The organism is Mangrovimonas sp. CR14 (genome assembly GCF_011764015.1).
Taxonomy (GTDB): domain Bacteria; phylum Bacteroidota; class Bacteroidia; order Flavobacteriales; family Flavobacteriaceae; genus Mangrovimonas; species Mangrovimonas futianensis.
In genome coordinates this window covers 16,948-36,331 of sequence record NZ_JAAFZY010000001.1, presented here as the reverse complement: position 1 = coordinate 36,331, position 19,384 = coordinate 16,948, and the positions used below count along the sequence as shown (strand labels likewise).

General features: G+C 35.8%; 12 protein-coding genes. All 12 read left to right on the top strand.

Going from position 1 to position 19,384, the window contains the following annotated elements; genetic code table 11:
* The first annotated feature begins 97 nt into the window (after nucleotides 1-97).
* The 12 genes from GZ212_RS00155 to GZ212_RS00100 all read left to right on the top strand — a co-directional run bounded on the left by GZ212_RS00155 (nucleotide 98) and on the right by GZ212_RS00100 (nucleotide 19,376).
* Entirely contained in the window at nucleotides 98-973 is an 876-nt protein-coding gene (locus GZ212_RS00155; protein WP_166956081.1) for a helix-turn-helix domain-containing protein, read from the top strand.
* 159 nt (nucleotides 974-1,132) lie between these two features.
* Nucleotides 1,133-2,158: a ScyD/ScyE family protein gene (locus GZ212_RS00150; RefSeq protein WP_166956079.1), complete on the top strand. Its 1,026-nt coding sequence runs from the start codon at nucleotides 1,133-1,135 to the stop codon at nucleotides 2,156-2,158.
* Nucleotides 2,159-2,822: 664 nt separating this feature from the next.
* Nucleotides 2,823-3,353 carry a hypothetical protein gene (locus GZ212_RS00145; RefSeq protein WP_166956076.1) on the top strand — a complete coding sequence of 177 codons (531 nt, stop codon included), beginning with the start codon at nucleotides 2,823-2,825 and terminating at the stop codon, nucleotides 3,351-3,353.
* Nucleotides 3,354-3,514: 161 nt separating this feature from the next.
* Complete coding sequence (gene queG / locus GZ212_RS00140) at nucleotides 3,515-4,438, top strand: tRNA epoxyqueuosine(34) reductase QueG (RefSeq protein WP_166956073.1); 924 nt, start codon at nucleotides 3,515-3,517, stop codon at nucleotides 4,436-4,438.
* Between the two features lie 48 nt (nucleotides 4,439-4,486).
* The gene (locus GZ212_RS00135) at nucleotides 4,487-6,793 is read left to right on the top strand and encodes an NADP-dependent malic enzyme (protein ID WP_166956070.1); all 2,307 of its coding nucleotides are present in this window, start codon (nucleotides 4,487-4,489) and stop codon (nucleotides 6,791-6,793) included.
* A 42-nt stretch (nucleotides 6,794-6,835) separates the two neighbouring features.
* Entirely contained in the window at nucleotides 6,836-7,417 is a 582-nt protein-coding gene (ruvA, locus tag GZ212_RS00130) for a Holliday junction branch migration protein RuvA (RefSeq protein ID WP_053970469.1), read from the top strand.
* 7 nt (nucleotides 7,418-7,424) lie between these two features.
* Nucleotides 7,425-14,651 carry a cell surface protein SprA gene (gene sprA, locus GZ212_RS00125; protein ID WP_240923674.1) on the top strand — a complete coding sequence of 2,409 codons (7,227 nt, stop codon included), beginning with the start codon at nucleotides 7,425-7,427 and terminating at the stop codon, nucleotides 14,649-14,651.
* Between the two features lie 61 nt (nucleotides 14,652-14,712).
* Complete coding sequence (gcvH, locus tag GZ212_RS00120; RefSeq protein WP_166956067.1) at nucleotides 14,713-15,093, top strand: glycine cleavage system protein GcvH; 381 nt, start codon at nucleotides 14,713-14,715, stop codon at nucleotides 15,091-15,093.
* A 58-nt stretch (nucleotides 15,094-15,151) separates the two neighbouring features.
* Complete coding sequence (locus GZ212_RS16200) at nucleotides 15,152-15,466, top strand: VanZ family protein (RefSeq protein WP_166956064.1); 315 nt, start codon at nucleotides 15,152-15,154, stop codon at nucleotides 15,464-15,466.
* Between the two features lie 58 nt (nucleotides 15,467-15,524).
* A complete protein-coding gene (locus GZ212_RS00110; protein WP_053970465.1) occupies nucleotides 15,525-16,244 on the top strand; it encodes an energy transducer TonB in 720 nt (239 codons plus the stop codon).
* A 115-nt stretch (nucleotides 16,245-16,359) separates the two neighbouring features.
* Entirely contained in the window at nucleotides 16,360-17,157 is a 798-nt protein-coding gene (locus GZ212_RS00105; RefSeq protein WP_166956061.1) for an energy transducer TonB, read from the top strand.
* A 98-nt stretch (nucleotides 17,158-17,255) separates the two neighbouring features.
* Nucleotides 17,256-19,376 (top strand): gliding motility protein RemB, encoded by a 2,121-nt coding sequence (locus GZ212_RS00100; RefSeq protein WP_166956058.1) that lies wholly within the window; start codon nucleotides 17,256-17,258, stop codon nucleotides 19,374-19,376.
* Nucleotides 19,377-19,384: the final 8 nt, after the last annotated feature.

Sequence of the window (19,384 nt, the reverse complement as noted above, 5' to 3'; positions counted from 1 at the left end):
ATTAAAATCGTACAAAACTGTTATTAGTTTATTAAATTTTTTAGGATAAAGGTTGATTTTTAGTATCTTAAAGAGTATAACCAACAAAACTCATCAAATGCTTAATGTATATGATCTTAAATTGTCTCATCCAGATGTGTTCAAGCAATTCTCTGTAGGTGAAAATTTGATTGTACATTATAAGTGCCCACAAGCAGAGAAACTAGTCGAGTTATACAACCATTTTAATGCCATTTATTTTACATTATCAGGTAAAAAAAGCTTGAATTACCGTGCCAAATCATGGCATTTAACTGATGATGAGGCTTTGTTGGTTACTAGAGGAGCGTATACCCAGGAATTATTTGAAAATATGGACTGGGAAGTATTGGCATTTCATTTCAACGATGATTTTTTAAAAAAAATCTATAGGGAATATCTTCTAAATTTTAAAATTGAGTCAGATTTGAACTTACCTGATGATCAAATATTGACCATTCAAATCAATCCTATTATTAAAAGTAGCTTCTATTCTTTACTTTCTTATTTTCAAGGAAAGGATGCCCCTTCAGAATATTTATTGGAACTAAAAATAACGGAGCTGCTCATTAACATTTTGGCAGATCCCCAAAATAAAGCGATCAGAGCATATTTCAATTTTGTAGATGGCCAACATAAAAGACCCATAAGGCACATTATGGAACGCAATTTTATGTATCATCTAAGTCTTCCTGAATTTGCCAAGTTAGCACAAAGAAGTATAACGGCTTTTAAAAACGATTTTAAAAAATACTATAAAACAACTCCAGGGAAATGGTTAATGGAAAAGAGGTTAACCTATGCAAAGCATCTTTTGGAAACATCGGATAAGAATGTAACAGAGATAGCTTTTGATTCTGGTTTTCAAAATGTATCCCATTTTAGTAAGTCCTTCAAGAAGGCATTTGCTATTTCGCCTTCACAACTCCGCAAAAAGGAGCAAAGAGACTTTTAGGAATAATTTAATGTCTTCATAGAATATCAAGTCCTTAAAAACTCAATTAATTTTATGATTGGGTATAAATCCAATTAATTGAGCTTTATCCTGTCTCCTAAAGATTTTAGAGTAATTGATAGTGTTTGAATTGAATATTAATTTTTAAAACTATTAATCATGAAAAAAACAAACTTTTTAATGTTAATATCAGTTGTGTCAATGATACTGATATCTTGTACTTCTGATGAAAAAATAGAAGACACTTTAACTACTGAAACCGCACTTAAACAAAATAGTGAACCGGGAGCTCCAATGCTTTTTGCAACACTCCCAAGTGGTGCCATGGGAAGTACAATTGGTCCTGGAGGTGATTTGTTTGTGACACAAAGTGGTGCAGCTGGCAGTATTTTACGTATTGATAAAAATACAGGAGAGGTTTCAACCTTTGCTAGTGGATTGCCAGTGTCGCCAGCACCTATAGGAGGTATGACCGATGTGGTTTTTATAGACGATACAGCTTATGCTTTAGTCACTCTTGTAGGTAGTTTTTTTGGGTCTGACAGTGTCAATGGTATTTACAAAATAACAGGGCCAAATAGTTATGAAGTCGTTGCAGATATTGGTCTTTTTGCTAATAACTACCCTCCAACAACAGATTTCTTTTTACCAGAAGGTTTGCAATTTGCTATAGAAACTTATCAAGGAAGTTTTTTAGTTACAGATGGGCATCATAACAGAGTTTATAGGGTCACTCCAGAAGGCGACATTACCATATTTAAGGTATTTGACAATATTGTACCAACAGGTTTAGAAGTGAAAGGTAATACGGTGTATATGAGTCAGACAGGACCCGTTCCTCATTTTCCAGAAGATGGTAAGATTGTATCATTTATCTCAGATACTTCAGAAGTTATTGATGTCGCTTCTGGTGCGCCTATGCTTGTTGATGTTGAATATGGCCGAGGTCAAACTTTATTTGGTTTATCACAAGGTTCATGGATAGGGGTGACTGATGGTGATGCTGCCGAACCAGGGACAGGTGCCCTTGTCAGAATTAATGAAGATGGAACGTTAACTACTATCACCAATGAGTTGGATCGTCCAACATCACTTGAGTTTATACAGAACACGGCTTTTATAGTTACACTTACAGGGGAGGTATGGACAGTAGATAATGTTGCTAGCCCACCTTTTGGGATATAGTCGTAAATATCAATAAAACAAATTGTTTGAATGAATTTGTAAAGTCGGATATATCTCCGACTTTTTTTGTTGATACAACTTATAAAAGAAAATTAGGTACACCCAAAATAAAAAACTAATGGTGTCTTCTAGAAAAACAATTATGTCTTTTAGGAACACTCTGTTTTGAAGATAAATATTAACTTAGGGACCAATTAAAAACCTAATATGTAGTTTAGGTTTTTGGTTTTCTTCTCTAAAAGTCATACTAATTAATACAATTCAAATTATTGAAGGAATTTGTTAGATATGAATGGCATAATCAGAAAATTTTGGTTGCATTGGTTTATTTAAAATTTGCCTAAAGAAAACTCTAACCTTTTTAATTTAACTTTTTTTTTATGAAGCTAAGGAAGGAGTTGGAGCAAGTAAAAATTTGACAAAACATTAACTTTAATTCATTTAAAATTAACACTGTTTAAAAGATTTAATAAGTAATTTTAGAAACACTTTCCATCAATAATAAATTATTTGCCGAGAAAAGTTAATGCTTTGATCCATCTAAAAAGCAGACTCAGTAAATACTAATTAATTTCGAGTAAAGAAAATTCTTTAAAGCCCTTCACTAAAGTGAACTTACCAATTTAGGTTATGATTTATTCATTAATCTTAAAATCGATCAGTTATGAAAAAACTATCAATTATTGGTATTAGTTTATTGTTTTTAAGCTTTACCAGCCAGGGAATTGCACAAGTAGAAGGTTTTTACGCGGTGCATTTGACGGAAGCCAATTTTAAACCTGTCAACACCAATTATTTTGAACAGGTATTTGATCAGAATACCTCTTATGATGTTAAACAATTGCAGCGGGAGGTGGCTTTATACGACATTAAAGAATCAGAGGAATTTGATTCAAAGATGGACAGTATGGATGTTCTTTTTAAAGAAAAAGGAGGAGATCACAGTCGGGTTTTAGCAACCTTTGACAATGAGGGTAACATTATTAAGTCTTATGAAAAGCATAACAATGTTTTTCTGCCTAGAGAGGTTCGTAATGCCATTGTAAAAGAATACCAAGGATGGACCTTAGCACAAACAACTTACAAAGTGAATTACTTTAATGATAAAAATGTAGATAAAGCCTACTTTGTAAGAATTGAGAAAGACGGAAAAAGAAAAAACCTTAAAGTGGACTCATCTGGAAGACTATTATAGTTTAAGTTCATCACATGTAACTTATAAAACCGATAGGAAACTGTCGGTTTTTTTATGTTAGAAGCCCTAATTATGATAAAACTCTAGTTGTTTGTAAAGAAAATTTGCCAATTGCGGTTGACTTTTATAATGTTGTATAAACTAATTTGTAGAGATTTCCCTTGAATTTAAAATCGAAATATACTGCTCAAATTAAAGCTGAAGCCAAACGCCTAGGATTTTTGGCCTGTGGCATATCCAAAGCGGGCTTCTTAGAAGATGAAGCTCCAAGGTTGGAAAATTGGCTCAACCAACAAATGCATGGAGAAATGCATTACATGACAAACCATTTTGATAAAAGGTTGGATCCTACAAAATTAGTTGAAGGCTCTAAAAGTGTTATTTCCCTATTGTTGAATTATTATCCTAAAGAAAAGCAAATAGATGGGTCCTATAAGTTGTCTAAATATGCTTATGGTACTGATTATCATTTTGTGATCAAAGAGAAGCTTAAGGATTTATTGGGTTTTATGCAGACCGAGATAGGAGAGATTGAAGGGAGAGCTTTTGTAGATTCAGCTCCCGTGCTAGATAAGGCATGGGCTGCAAAAAGTGGTCTGGGATGGATAGGAAAACATAGTAATCTACTTACCCAAAAAACAGGCTCTTTTTATTTTGTAGCCGAATTGATTGTTGATTTGGAATTAGAGTATGACTCACCCACTACAGACCATTGCGGAACATGTACAGCGTGTATTGATGCTTGTCCTACAGAAGCTATCATTCAACCTTATGTTGTAGATGGTAGTAAATGTATTTCTTATTTAACCATTGAGTTGAAAGACAATCTGCCTTTAGAGTTTAAAGGAAAAATGGATGGCTGGATGTTTGGTTGTGATGTGTGTCAGGACGTTTGTCCTTGGAATCGATTTTCAAAACCGCATTCAGAACCTCTATTTAATCCCAACAAAGAGCTTCTTAACATGGATAAAAACGATTGGGAAGAGCTCACAGAGGAAACGTTTAGAAAGGTGTTTCAAAAATCGGCTGTAAAGCGCGCCAAATATTCTGGTCTTACTAGAAATATTAGGTTTCTAAAAGAATAGATTTAACTGATACTATTCATACATTTGTATCTTATTAATCCAGTTTTTATGAGCAAGGAAAGAAGACGTAGAGAGGCATTAGTATATCACGCCAAACCTACTCCAGGAAAAATAAAAGTGGTTCCTACCAAAAAATATTCAAGTCAAAGAGATTTATCTCTTGCTTATTCCCCGGGTGTTGCAGAACCATGTTTGGAAATAGAAAAAGACAAAAAGAACGTTTATAAATATACAGCCAAAGGGAATTTGGTTGCAGTGATTTCAAATGGGACGGCAGTCTTAGGTCTAGGAAATATTGGGCCAGAAGCATCTAAACCTGTTATGGAGGGTAAAGGACTGCTTTTCAAAATCTTTGCTGATATTGATGTGTTTGATATAGAAGTGGATACTGAAAATGTGGATGAATTTATTCAAACCGTAAAGCAAATAGCACCCACCTTTGGAGGGATAAATTTGGAAGACATCAAAGCTCCAGAAGCTTTTGAGATAGAACGTCGATTAAAGGAAGAACTGGACATTCCAGTGATGCATGATGATCAGCATGGTACGGCCATCATTTCGGCGGCGGCATTAATCAATGCCTTGGAACTTGCCAACAAAAAAATTGAAGATGTTCAAATAGTTATTAGTGGTGCAGGAGCTGCGGCGATTTCTTGCTCGAGACTTTATCAAGCCTGTGGTGCTAGAACAGAGAACATGGTGATGTTGGACAGTAAAGGGGTTATTAGAAAGGATAGAGACAACTTAACTCCAGAGAAAGAAGAATTCGCCACAGCTAAAGATTTGAACACCCTTGAAGATGCTATGAAAGACGCCGATGTTTTTATCGGACTTTCTACAGCAGATATAGTGTCCCCAGAAATGCTGCTAACTATGGCAAATAACCCTATTGTGTTTGCCATGGCCAATCCAAATCCAGAGATTGACTATGATTTGGCTGTCAAGACCAGAAAGGATATTATTATGGCCACTGGAAGGAGTGACCATCCAAACCAAGTTAATAACGTTTTAGGTTTTCCATTTATCTTTAGAGGCGCTTTAGATGTTAGGGCCACTAAGATCAATGAAGACATGAAGATGGCCGCAGTAAAAGCTTTGGCCAAATTGACAAAAGAACCGGTTCCTGAGCAGGTGAATATAGCATACGGGGAAACTTACTTAACCTTTGGGAAGGATTATATCATACCAAAACCTTTTGATCCAAGATTAATTGCCACGGTACCTCCAGCGGTTGCAAAGGCTGCAATGGATAGTGGAGTTGCCACAGAGCCAATTTTAGATTGGGAGAAGTACACAGATTCCTTATTGGAACGTTTTGGGAATGATAACAAACTTGTAAGGTTATTAGTAAATAGAGCCAAATTAAATCCGAAACGAGTAGTCTTTGCTGAAGGTGATCAAATGGATGTTTTAAAGGCAGCTCAAATTGTTCATGATGAAGGAATTGCTATTCCGATTTTATTGGGTAGAAAGGAAACCATTAAAAAATTAATGGAAGAAATAGATTTTGTGGCTGACATAGATATTGTCGATCCTAAATCTGATGAAGAGTTTGAAAGAAAGAATAAATATGCCGAGGCTTATTGGAAAAATCGAAAGCGACGAGGAGTAACCCTTTATTCCGCTGAAAAGAAAATGCGGGAAAGGAATTACTTTGCCGCTATGATGGTGAATACTGGGGATGCTGATGCTTTGATATCTGGATATACAAGTAGCTATCCAAGTGTGGTGAAGCCTATGTTAGAACTAATAGGTTTGGCTGATGGGGTTTCTCGAATTGCTACCACCAATTTGATGATTACCCAAAGAAGAGGCCCCATGTTTTTAAGTGATACGTCTATTAATATTGATCCAACAGCCAAAGACTTGGCCAAAATAGCCCATATGACATCACATGTGGTTAAAATGTTTGGGATTGAGCCGGTTATAGCCATGACGTCTTATTCTAATTTTGGTTCATCAAACCATCCAAGGGCTATCAAGGTTCAAGAAGCTGTATCTTATTTGCATAGGTTTTGTCCAGACATGATTGTTGATGGCGAACTTCAAACGGATTTTGCGTTAAATCATGAAATGCTTCAAGACATTTTTCCATTCTCAAAATTGGCAGGAAAAAAGGTAAACACCCTTATTTTCCCCAGTTTGGAATCCGCGAATATCACTTATAAATTATTAAAAGAACTTAATCAAGCCGATTCCATCGGCCCCATTATGATGGGATTGAGAAAACCAGCTCACATTCTTCAAATGGAGGCTAGTGTAGATGAGATTGTAAACATGACAGCTATTGCTGTAATTGATGCCCAACAAAAGGAAAAACAGGAGGTTAAAGTCAATCCTTGTACATCCTTGTAATGCAAATAATTTTATTACATTTGAGAGGTTAATTAAGTTTTAATGATTACACATATACAAGGCAAACTTGTCGAAAAAAATCCTACCGATGTGGTTATTGATTGTCACGGGGTAGGATATTTGTTAAATATATCTTTGCACACATATTCACAAATTCCAGACCAAGAGAATTTAAAGCTGTATACACATCTTCAAGTGAGGGAAGATTCCCATACATTGTTTGGGTTTTCATCGTTGGCAGAAAGGGAAATTTTTAGATTGCTTATTTCAGTTAGTGGTATTGGAGCAAGTACAGCCAGAACCATGCTGTCTTCATTAACACCCAAGCAAGTACGAGAAGGTATAGCTACTGAGGATGTTGGTTTAATTCAATCCATTAAAGGAATTGGAGCCAAAACAGCTCAACGAGTTATTTTGGACTTAAAAGATAAAATTTTGAAAGTATATGATATAGATGAACTTTCGGTGGCTAAAAGCAATACAAATAAGGATGAAGCGTTATCTGCTTTAGAGGTTCTTGGATTCAATAAAAAACAATCTGAGAAAGTAGTGGATAAAATCACATCAAATCAACCTGATGCCAGTGTTGAAGCGATTATTAAAGAGGCTTTAAAAAATTTATAATCCAATTTTGAGGACAACCAACTATACTAATAAACCATACCATAAATTACTGTTTTTTGTCTTTCTATTTGTGAGTTCGCTTGCCTTCTCACAAGAACCGTCCAATGAGACGACTCAAGACACTACTAAAACTGGGTATTCCATGGGTAATATGACAATGCCTAATCCTAATAGCATTGTATCCAAATATACCTATGACCCTATGACGGATAGATATATTTATACGGAAACAGTAGGTAATTTTAATATCAACTACCCTTTAATTTTAACTCCTGAAGAGTATCAAGAATTGATTCTTAAGGAGGAAATGATGACTTATTATAAGCAAAAGATCGATGCTTATGATGGAAAAAAGGAGGGGTCAGAAGAAGAGCAGCGAAATTTAATACCAGAATTGTATGTGAAGTCTGGCTTGTTTGAAACTCTTTTTGGTGGTAATACTATAAATGTGGTTCCTCAAGGTACAGTCGAGATTGACTTAGGAGTTCTTTATACGCGACAAGATAACCCTACATTTTCGCCTAGAAATAGAAGTAATTTTACGTTTGACTTTGATCAACGGATTAGCCTTAGCTTATTGGGTAAAGTAGGTACAAGACTGCAAGTTACGGCCAATTATGATACCGAATCAACTTTTGATTTTCAGAATATTATCAAATTGGAGTATACCCCAACAGAAGATGATATTATTCAAAAAATTGAGGTTGGTAACGTAAACATGCCTTTAAATAGCTCTTTGATTACTGGAGCCCAAAGTTTATTTGGTGTAAAAACACAATTGCAATTTGGAAAGACAACAGTAACAGGTGTCTTCTCAGAACAAAGGTCTGATACTCGAACCGTAGTGGCTCAAGGTGGTGGGACTTTGGAAGAATTTGAGTTTTTTGCTCGGGATTATGATGAGAATAGGCACTTCTTTTTATCTCATTACTTCCGTGACAACTATAACAAGGCTTTAGCGAGCTATCCATTCATCAATTCGAATGTCCAAATTACAAGAATTGAAGTGTGGATCACCAATAGAAATAATACAACTAACAATGTTAGGAATATTGTGGCGTTGCAAGATTTGGGTGAATCAAACCCTGATTTAGAGGCAAATAACATTGTATTAAACCCAATTCCGCCAGGTTTTATAAATGTAGGTCCCAATGCTTTTCCAGATAATGGTAATAATGATTTTGACCCAACCTCCATTGGTTCGGGGTCTATTTTAACAGAAGCGATAAGAGATATTGCGACGGTGCAACAGGGTTTTGGAACTCTAAATGGGCAAGTCAATGAGGGAACGGATTATGCAAAACTAGAAAATGCAAGAAAATTAAATCAAGGCCAAGAGTATACTTTAAATTCGCAATTAGGATACATCTCCTTAAATCAAAGATTAAACAATGATGAAGTTCTGGCTGTAGCGTTTCAATTTACAAGTGGCGGCCAAGTTTATCAGGTTGGTGAATTTGCCAATGATGGAGTAGATGCTACGGGAGTAGACACCGATCAAGGTACTGGGATAACGACCATTACCAATAATAGTTTGATCTTAAAGATGTTGAAAAGCCCAGTGACTAATGTCAATCAGCCAATTTGGGATTTAATGATGAAGAACATCTATGATACCGGGGCATATCAATTGTCTCAGGATGATTTTAGATTGAATATATTTTACAATGAAGCCTCTTTACTCAATTATATTAGTCCTGTAGGTGGCGATTTTGGTGTTGATATAAATGGTAACCCCATTACATCTTCAACGCCTCCTGATGATTTGATAGAAAACACAACGCTTCTAAGGTTATTCAATTTAGATAGACTGAACTTTAATAATGATCCTCAAAATAGGGGGGATGGATTTTTTGATTTTTATCCAGGAATAACAGTTGTTCCCCAAAACGGGAAGATTATTTTCACTACGGTAGAACCATTTGGGGAGTATTTATTCGACCGTTTGGCTGTAGGTAATGAAGATTACAATAACACGAGTTCTTATAATGAAAATCAAGATAAATATGTGTTTGATGTTCTTTATAAAGAAACAAAAACGGCAGCCTTAGAGGAGGCAAGTAAGAACAAATTTAAGATTAAGGGGCGCTATAAATCGAATGGAGCCAACGGAATTCCAATCGGTGCGTTTAATGTTCCTAGAGGTTCAGTAAAGGTGACAGCTGGAGGAAGGGTTTTAGTCGAGGGTATTGATTACACCGTGAATTATCAGGCTGGAACCGTACAAATTTTGGATCCCGCTTTATTGGCATCTAATACACCTATTCAAGTATCCACAGAAAATAATGCTGTATTTGGGCAACAAACCAAGAGATTTACGGGTGTCAATGTTGAGCATAAGTTCAATGAGAATTTTGTCTTGGGAGCCACTTGGTTGCACTTAAATGAAAGGCCTATTACCCAAAAGGCTAATTATGGACAAGAATCCATAAACAACAATATTTTTGGAATCAATGGTAATTATTCAACTGAAGTGCCATTTTTAACCAGATTGGTTAATAAGCTTCCAAATGTAGATACAGATGCTCCTTCAAATTTGTCGGTACGTGGTGAATTTGCATATTTAAAGCCTGATGCTCCAAAAGGGACAGATTTTCAGGGAGAAGCCACCTCTTATATTGATGATTTTGAAGGTACTCAAAACAACATTGACTTAAAATCTCCCCAAACATGGTTTCTTTCTAGTAGACCAAGAAATCTGGGACGTGTTTATGGAGAAGGTGATGAAGATGAAAATGGATTTCAAAATGGTTTTGATAGAGCATTTTTAAACTGGTATACTATTGATCCCATATTCTTTAGTAATCAAAGACCGGGGGAAATATCAGACGATGATATTTCAGATTTATATACTAGTAGGGTTTTTATTCAAGAATTATTTCCCAATCAGGACATTGCTCAAGGACAAACCACTGTAGTCAATACATTGGATTTGGTTTATTATCCAACTGAAAGAGGGCCTTATAATTTTCAGACGAGTGAAGTTGAAATTTCTACAAATACCTTAACCAATCCTACAGATTCCTGGGCAGGGATTACCCGAGCCATTACATCTACAGATTTTGAACAGGCTAATGTGGAGTATATTGAGTTTTGGCTTCAAGATCCTTTTCAACAGAACGAAAATAATCCAGGTGGTAAATTGGTTTTCAACCTAGGTAATATTTCTGAGGATGTTCTTAAAGATGGTCGAAAAATGTATGAAAACGGTTTGCCTCAAGATGGAAATATATCCATGTTACCAGTTTCAGAATGGCAAACGGTATATCCACAGAACCAATCTCTTATTTATGCTTTTGATACTTCGGGACAAGAACGAACCAATCAAGATGTGGGGTATGACGGATATAATGATGCAGAGGAAACCGTGATTTCTGCCGCATATTCGGGATTGGCTGACCCTTCTAATGATAATTATTTATATTTCTTAAATGCTTCAGGGAATATCTTTGAACGGTATAAAAGGTACAATGGTGTAGAAGGAAACTCCCCTGATACATTTTCAGACACGAATAGAGGTAATACAACCCAGCCAGATGTGGAGGATGTGAATCGTGACAATACCATGAATACCATAGATAGTTACTATGAGTATGAAGTGGACCTAGCTCCCAACTCAATGAACCTGAATCACCCCTACATTGTTGACATAAAAGATGATCAGGTAAGAAGCTTGCCAAACGGGCAAACGGTAATCCCAAGGTGGTACCAATTTAGAATTCCAGTATCTGAATTTACTGATCAAATAGGAGGTATTTCCGATTTAAGATCTGTTCGGTTTGCCAGAATGTATGTGAAAGAGTTTAGTGAAACTACAGTTTTAAGGTTCGGTACTCTAGATTTGGTACGAAGTGAATGGAGAAGATATACACAAACTTTGGATGAAGATGAGGGAGATCCAGATTTGGATAACACCGAGTTTAGTATTGGTGTTGTAAGTACTATTGAAAATAACGGAAGTTATTTGTCTCCTCCAGGAGTAGATCCAGAACAGTTGTACAATAACAATACGGTTATTCGACAAAATGAGCAATCATTGGTGGTCAATGTCTGCGAACTCGAGCCTCATGATGCACGGGCGGTCTATAAAAACATTAATGTTGACATGCGTCAATATAAAAAACTGAGAATGTTTATGCACGCCGAGGAAGGTGCGACCCCTGGTCTTGGTGATGGTGAATTGGTAGGTTTTATTAGGATGGGTAATGACTTGGTAGATAATTACTATCAAATTGAAGTGCCTTTAAAAGTGAGTACAGGTAGTTCTAGAGAAGAGCTTTGGCCAGAAGAAAATGAAATCAACTTATCATTGAGCGTTTTACAGGATATGAAATCCCAAGCTATTAGTGATGGAGGAATAACATCTGGAGAGGCCACTTTTTATGATGTAATTGGAGATGCATTGAGTGAGATTCCCGTTAATGAGTTTGACCCGTATACCTTGGGCCAACAACGTGTTGCTATTAAAGGAAATCCAAATTTTGGTGATATAAGGACTTTAATGGTGGGGGTTAAGAATGTGTCGTCTACTGATGAATGTGCTACCCTATGGTTCAATGAGCTTCGAATTTCTGACATGGATAATGAAGGAGGTTGGGCCGCTATTTTAAGTATGGATTCCAACCTAGCAGATTTTGCAAATGTTAGTGCTACAGGTAGAAAAAGTACCTCTGGATTTGGTTCTATAGAACAAGGGCCTAATGAAAGGAGTCGAGAAGATGTTGTTCAATATGATGTTGTGACTAATGTGAATTTAGGACAATTACTACCAAAAAAATGGGGTATTCAGGTGCCGTTTAATTATGGGCAAGGAGAGGAGAAGATTACACCTAAATTTGATGAGTATTACAAAGATTTAACATTAGAATCTCGTTTAGATGCTGCCAATTCTGATGATGAAAGAGAGGTGATAAGAGAGCAATCTGAAAATTACACTAAAAGAAGAAGTATCAATTTTATAGGGGTAAGAAAGACGAAAGCGGCAGACGCCAAAAAGCACTTCTACGATGTAGAGAATTTAACGGTTAATTATTCTTATAATAAGGTAAAGCATAGGGATTTTGAAATAGAAAATTCCATTCAACAAAATGTAAGGGCCGGAGTTAATTATGCTTACAATTTTGAGCCGATTAATATAGAACCTTTCAAAAAGAACGATTCTTTGTTTACCGGAGAATATTGGAAAATTTTGAAAGACTTTAATTTTAATCCGCTGCCAACAAGTTTTGCTATTAATACGGATATTAATAGAAGGTATAACAGGCAAAAGTTCAGGGAGGTTGATTTGACGGGAGAAAACATTGGACTGGAAGAATTTTATCAAAGAAATTATACATTTGATTATCAGTATACCATTAATTACAATCTTACCAAATCACTTCAGGTCAATTTTACGGCTTCAAACAATAATATTGTTAGAAACTATTTTATTGACGGAAATATTTTTAATGGGGAACAAGATCCTGCTCTAGATGTTTGGGATGGTTTCTTTGATTTTGGAGATCCAAACAGGCAATTCCAACAATTGGGGGTAAATTACCAATTACCGATTAATAAGATACCAACGTTTTCATTTTTGGACGCCACCTATTCCTACAATGGAGAATTTCAATGGCAAAAGGGGTCTGACTTGTTTGGGAACTTAGAAATTGATGGGGAGATTTATAATTTAGGTAATACGATTTCAAATGCCAACCAGCATAATTTAAATTCAACTTTTAACATGACCAAGTTTTATAATTACATTGGTCTGAAAAAGAAATCATCAAGGCGAACAGCGGCAGCTAGAACTAGTGGACCCGCAAGAAGAAATGGTCAACCTACAGTAGATAGGGGGGCGGATAAGGATGAGGCCCAGTCATCAAATAAAAAATATGGGTTGCTAAATGCAGGAATAGGGATTTTGACAAGTCTAAAAAGATTCCAAATCAACTATGCCGAAACAAATGGGACCTATTTGCCAGGGTATTTAAACACACCTGGTTTTATTGGAACCATGAAACCAACAGTAGGATTTACATTTGGTAGTCAAAGGGATGTAAGAGAAATGGCCGCAAGGAAGGGATGGTTGACCATGTATCAAGATTTTAATGAGCAGTATACTTCCAACAAATTAAAGCAACTAGATTTTACGGCAAATATAGAGCCTTTTAATGACCTTAAAATTGATTTAGTAGCCAATAGAACACTCGCTGAAAACTACACTGAAAATTATAGGGTTAATGATAGCAATGGGGAGTTGGAATACGAATCCTTGACTCCAAATACCTATGGAAATTTCAATATTTCCACGATGATGATTGCTACTGCTTTCAGCAAAAGTGACGAGAATGTGTCTGAAGCATTCAATGAGTTTAGATCCAACCGATTGTTGATTGCTGATAGATTGGCTTCTGATTATTATGGAGGTGGTACGATTCCTAGAGACGATGAGGGTTACCCTATTGGATTTGGGAAAAACAATCAAGCTGTTTTGTTGCCAGCGTTTGTAGCGGCTTATACAGGAAAGGATGCTGGAGGCGTAAGTACTTCAGCTATAAAGGATGTTCCGATTCCAAACTGGGATTTGAAATATACTGGATTGATGAATTTTAAATGGTTTAAAGATCGATTTAAGCGTTTTTCATTGATTCATGGGTATCGATCCAATTATACCATTAACCAATTCCAAACCAATTTGGATTATAATCCTTCCAACCCAGAAGAATTGGATCAAGGTGGAAATTTCAAGAATAAAATTTTATACGGAAATATCAACTTGACAGAAATGTTCACTCCATTGATAAGGGTGGATATGGAAATGAAAAATTCGGTTAAAATTTTAGCTGAGTTGAAAAAGGATAGATTACTTTCATTAAGTTTCGATAACAACCTTTTGACTGAAATTCAAGGAAACGAGTATATTTTAGGTTTGGGTTACAGGGTAAAAGATGTGAGAATCAAATCTAAATTAGCTGGTCCATCTAAAACAATTGTTAGCGATTTGAATTTAAAGGCAGATGTGTCATTGAGGGATAACAAAACGATTATAAGGTATCTGGATTTGGAGAACAATCAAGTAACCGCTGGTCAGACAATTTGGTCTGGTAAATTCACGGCTGATTACGCATTCAGTAAATATCTTTCCGGAATTTTCTATTTTGATTATGCCTTTTCAGAGTACGCAATTTCAACGGCTTTCCCACAAACTACCATCCGAGCTGGGTTTACAATTAGATATAATTTTGGTAATTAGTAAAATCTGTTTGATTTTATAAGGTTGAATAGATACATTTGCGGAAACAAACTTAAGTACTATGAATATTCCATCAGAATTAAAGTATACAAAAGACCATGAATGGGTCATGATAGATGGTGATGTGGCCACTATTGGAATTACCGATTTTGCCCAAGGAGAATTGGGAGACATCGTTTATGTAGAGGTAGAAACAGTAGATGAAACCTTAGATGCAGAAGAAATCTTCGGAACGGTTGAAGCAGTAAAAACAGTATCCGATTTATTTTTACCAATGGCTGGAGAAATCATTGAATTCAATGAGTCTCTTGAAGATGAGCCAGAAAAAGTAAACAACGATCCTTATGGAGACGGATGGATGATTAAGGTAAAGTGCTCTGATCTTTCTCAATTAGACAATTTGTTATCTGCAGAAGATTACAAAGAGCTAATAGGTGCTTAGGAAACGGACATTTTTAATCACAATACTATATACCCTTTGTCTTACTATTGTTTGTTTAATGACGATAGATATGGACAAAGTGGAGGAATATGCTCCTTCATACATTGATAAAATTTTCCATTTCTGTGCCTATCTCCTTTTCAACGGATTTTGGTTTGCAACCTTTGTGATTAGGTTTGGAAAACGAAAAAGAACAGCATTTTTTTATGCAATTATCTTTTCAGTGATTTTTGGTATAATTATTGAATGTCTTCAATGGCTGATCACCACATCTAGATCATTTGATTTAATAGATATCCTTTTTAATATAGCTGGAGTATTAGTTTCATCTTTATTGATTACGGGGTATTTTAAACTAGTTAAAAAACAATAATGGTTTGCTTTTTTGCCAAATAAATGGTTATTTTAGCGGACAGGAAAATTTAAAACTCATGGAACAAAAGAAAAGTCCTAAAGCCAATGTAGGTAGAAATAGTTCACTGTTTTTTGCCGTCGGTTTAGCCTTGATGCTGTTTTTCACGTATACAGCTATCAACTACAAATCGTATGACAAAGAAATTATTGATATCGGAACATTGAGTTTGGATCAAGAGTTGGAAGAAGAAGTGCCAATTACTGAGCAAATCCAAACACCGCCACCACCACCGCCACCGCCAGCTGCACCAGAAGTTATTGAGGTAGTTGAAGATGAGGAAGAGGTTGAAGAGACCGTTATTGAATCAACTGAAACGAGTCAAGAAGAGGAAATCGTTGAAGTAGAGGAGGTAGTTGTTGAGGAAGTAGAAGAGGATGTTGAGGTTCCGTTTGCGGTAATTGAAAATGTTCCTGTATTTCCTGGATGTGAAAAAGGTGACAACAATGCTAAGAAAGCTTGTATGAATGAAAAAATCACCAAATTTGTCGCTAAGAATTTTGATACTGATTTAGCAGGAGAGCTTGGTTTGAGCGGTATCCAAAAAATCAGTGTGTTCTTTAAGATTGATAAAAATGGTGAAATTGTTGATGTAAAGGCTAGAGCTCCGCATCCAAGATTAGAGCAAGAAGCAAAAAGAGTTGTTGGTAAATTACCTAAAATGAAACCAGGAATGCAAAGAGGTAAAGCAGTAAGAGTACCTTACTACTTACCTATCAAATTCCAAGTTCAAGACTAAGTTTAAAACTTATATATCTTATAATTAAGAAATCCCGTTACAAATGTAGCGGGATTTCTTTTTTGGTATGCTTATTGTGTTTTTGTGATAATATTAACATATAAAAAGTATTATCATGAAATTATTCAACAACAATCCGTCTTTCGTTCGGCAAAACGAAAAGGACGTGCCAAAACCACAAAAGCACGATGCAAATTTACAAAAAAACTCCACCCTCTTTTTTCAAGTAGGTCTTATTGTTGCGCTCTTGGGAGCTTATGGGTTATTACAATTGAACTTTAAATATACAGAAGCTCTTGTTTCTCATAGAGGGGAGACTATCACAGAGGATCCCTATGTGATGGATTTGGCTTTTAAGATTTATAAAGAACCCGAAGCAAAGCCTGTGGAAAAGAAAGCAACTTCAAAACCCAAGTTATTGCTTGAACCAAAAATTGTTGATAACAATGCATCATTACCAGAAACAGATAATTTAATTACAGAACCAGAGCCTACAGATACACCTTTGGATCCTGGAAGCATCAAGGTTATAGAAATTCCCGTTGATGTGCCTCCGGTGCCAGTGAATGCCGTAGAAGAAGCGCCTGTGTTTCCAGGGTGCGAAAAGGTAAATGGTCGGGACGAGAGAATTAAATGTTTGTCTGATAAAATCAACCAACATATTCGCAAGAAGTTCGATGCCAATTTGGGATCAAAGCTTGGTTTGGATGGAATTCAAAGAATCAATGTGATGTTTACTATTGATACCAATGGAAACGTGGTCGGGATAAAGGCTTTATCAAAGCATAAGGAATTGGATGAAGAAGCGGTAGAGGTGATGGGGAAATTACCCAAAATGCAACCAGGGAGACAAAATCAAAAACCCGTAAAAGTATCCTATACCTTTCCTATTATTTTTCAGGTTCATGATTAATTCAAAAATTGAAGACCGTTACCCTAGGGTAACGGTTTTTTTAATCTACTCGTTATTAAAAAAATAGTATCTTTCGGTCAAATTAAGAGACCCCCTGTATGAGGCATGCTATCTTCTTGGTACTTTTATTTATTCCGAGTTATTTCTTTTCACAATCAGAATTATTAAACGAAAAACCGCCTGTTTTTCCCAATTGTGAATCTGTTCAAATCGATGATTTGAAAACTTGCTTTGACAATCAAATATTCACTTTTGTTTTTGAAAATTTCAAGGTGCCAGAAAAGGTAAGTGAAGAGAACTATAAAGGAGAGGTCATAGTTCTTTTTGAAGTGAGTAAAGAAGGGGCGTTTCAAGTAGTTTATGTCGATGCTATCTACAATGAGTTGAAAGATGAGGCCAGAAGGGTGTTTCAGGAATTACCAAAAATTCAACCTGCAACCTATAATGGGAAACCTACATTCAAGCAATACTCGGTGGCTATTAAAATACCTTTAATCAACCAAACGATTTTAAAAGAAGAGGTGGTTAGAACACAAGACGGTAAAGCCAATCCCGATGAACTTACCGAACTTGAGAAAGCTGCAAAAACACAGTATGATAGTGTGGGTTTAAAATTAGTGCCTTACAGTCAAAAGGAATACTCTAGTCAGTTAAACATCCCATTTACCCATAGCTTTTATTCACAATTTGATAGAAGTATCAATTTGGTAGGTACCAATAGTCATACGGCTTCTAAACCGTTAATGTATCAAGATGTATCTCAATACTATGATTTTAAGGCTGAGAAAGAAGCGTTACTTAAAGAAACTGATAGTTGGTTTGGAAGAAAACTGTTTAATGAGCATTTTGTTAGAATACAATCAAAAAATTATTGGTTTACGCTAGACCCCATCTTTGATTTTGAGGTAGGTAAGGACACAGATGCCAGCTTTAATTCCACTTTTAATAATACGAGAGGTATTTATTTTCAAGGAGGGCTAGGGAAGAAATTGAATTTTTTCACTGCTGTTTATGAAAGCCAAGGACGCTTCGCTCAATATGTTAATGAATACACGACCTCAATTGCCGCAAATGATGGGGTGGGAGTTGTTCCAGGGCGTGGGATAGCCAAAAGGTTTAAAGAGGATGCATTTGATTATCCTGTGGCTGAAGCTTACTTGTCATACAGTCCGTTTGAGTTTTTTAATGCACAATTTGGTCATGGTAAAAACTTTATAGGGGATGGTTATCGCTCTTTGTTTATCAGTGATGTTGCTAGCCCCGTTACTTATTTAAAATTCAATACGTCCTTTTGGAAAATTAAATATACCAACACTTGGATGTGGTTAAGAGATGTGAGGCCAGAGACTATTGATGATGCCGGTGCCTATAAGACTAAATATATGGCAACACATTATTTAAGTTATAATGTAGGTAAGAGATTGAATATTGGGTTGTTTGAATCTGTTATTTGGGCAAAAACCGAGAATCGTTCGTTTGATATCAACTATTTGAATCCAATCATTTTTTATAGAGCTATAGAGTTTGAGTCTGGCCAGGATGCCGGGAATGCTTTATTAGGAGCATCTGCAAAATATAAGGTAAATGACAATATCAATGCTTATAGCCAGTTTATATTGGACGAATTTTCGCTTAGTGATGTGACCGGTGGAAACAAAAGCTGGAAAAATAAATTTGGATATCAATTAGGGTTAAAGTACTACCATGCTTTCAAGGTGAAAAACTTGATGCTTCAGGCAGAATATAACCGGGTGAGACCCTATACCTATTCCCATAATAATGTGGTATTGAACTATGGTCATACCAATCAATCGATGGCTCATCTATGGGGGGCAAATTTTAGTGAGTTTATTGTGATAGGAAGATATCATTACAAACGATGGTTTGGAAATGCTAAAGTTATCTTTGGAACTAGGGGTTATGATTTGAATCAAGATGGAGATGAATTCAGCTATGGAGGTGATATTTTCAGAAATTATAATGAAAGACCTTATGATACAGGTGTCACCGTAGGACAAGGAAATAAAACCAAAACTGTTTTTGCTAATGTTCAAGCAGGTTATTTATTAAACCCGTCTACCAACCTTAAACTCTTTGTGGATGTAACTTTCCGAGATTTTAATCCACAAGCCCAAACTGTAAATACCTTTAAAAATAATACGGTATGGTTTAATATTGGGTTAAGGACAGACCTATTTAATTGGTATTTTGATTTGTAGAATAAGTT

Bases quoted from the DNA above. Each gene is read 5' to 3' on its own strand.
- GZ212_RS00155 (WP_166956081.1), top strand. From the start codon at position 98: ATGCTTAATGTATATGATCTTAAATTGTCTCATCCAGATGTGTTCAAG.
- GZ212_RS00150 (WP_166956079.1), top strand. From the start codon at position 1,133: ATGAAAAAAACAAACTTTTTAATGTTAATATCAGTTGTGTCAATGATA.
- GZ212_RS00145 (WP_166956076.1), top strand. From the start codon at position 2,823: ATGAAAAAACTATCAATTATTGGTATTAGTTTATTGTTTTTAAGCTTT.
- GZ212_RS00135 (WP_166956070.1), top strand. From the start codon at position 4,487: ATGAGCAAGGAAAGAAGACGTAGAGAGGCATTAGTATATCACGCCAAA.
- ruvA (WP_053970469.1), top strand. From the start codon at position 6,836: ATGATTACACATATACAAGGCAAACTTGTCGAAAAAAATCCTACCGAT.
- gcvH (WP_166956067.1), top strand. From the start codon at position 14,713: ATGAATATTCCATCAGAATTAAAGTATACAAAAGACCATGAATGGGTC.
- GZ212_RS16200 (WP_166956064.1), top strand. From the start codon at position 15,152: ATGACGATAGATATGGACAAAGTGGAGGAATATGCTCCTTCATACATT.
- GZ212_RS00110 (WP_053970465.1), top strand. From the start codon at position 15,525: ATGGAACAAAAGAAAAGTCCTAAAGCCAATGTAGGTAGAAATAGTTCA.
- GZ212_RS00105 (WP_166956061.1), top strand. From the start codon at position 16,360: ATGAAATTATTCAACAACAATCCGTCTTTCGTTCGGCAAAACGAAAAG.
- GZ212_RS00100 (WP_166956058.1), top strand. From the start codon at position 17,256: ATGAGGCATGCTATCTTCTTGGTACTTTTATTTATTCCGAGTTATTTC.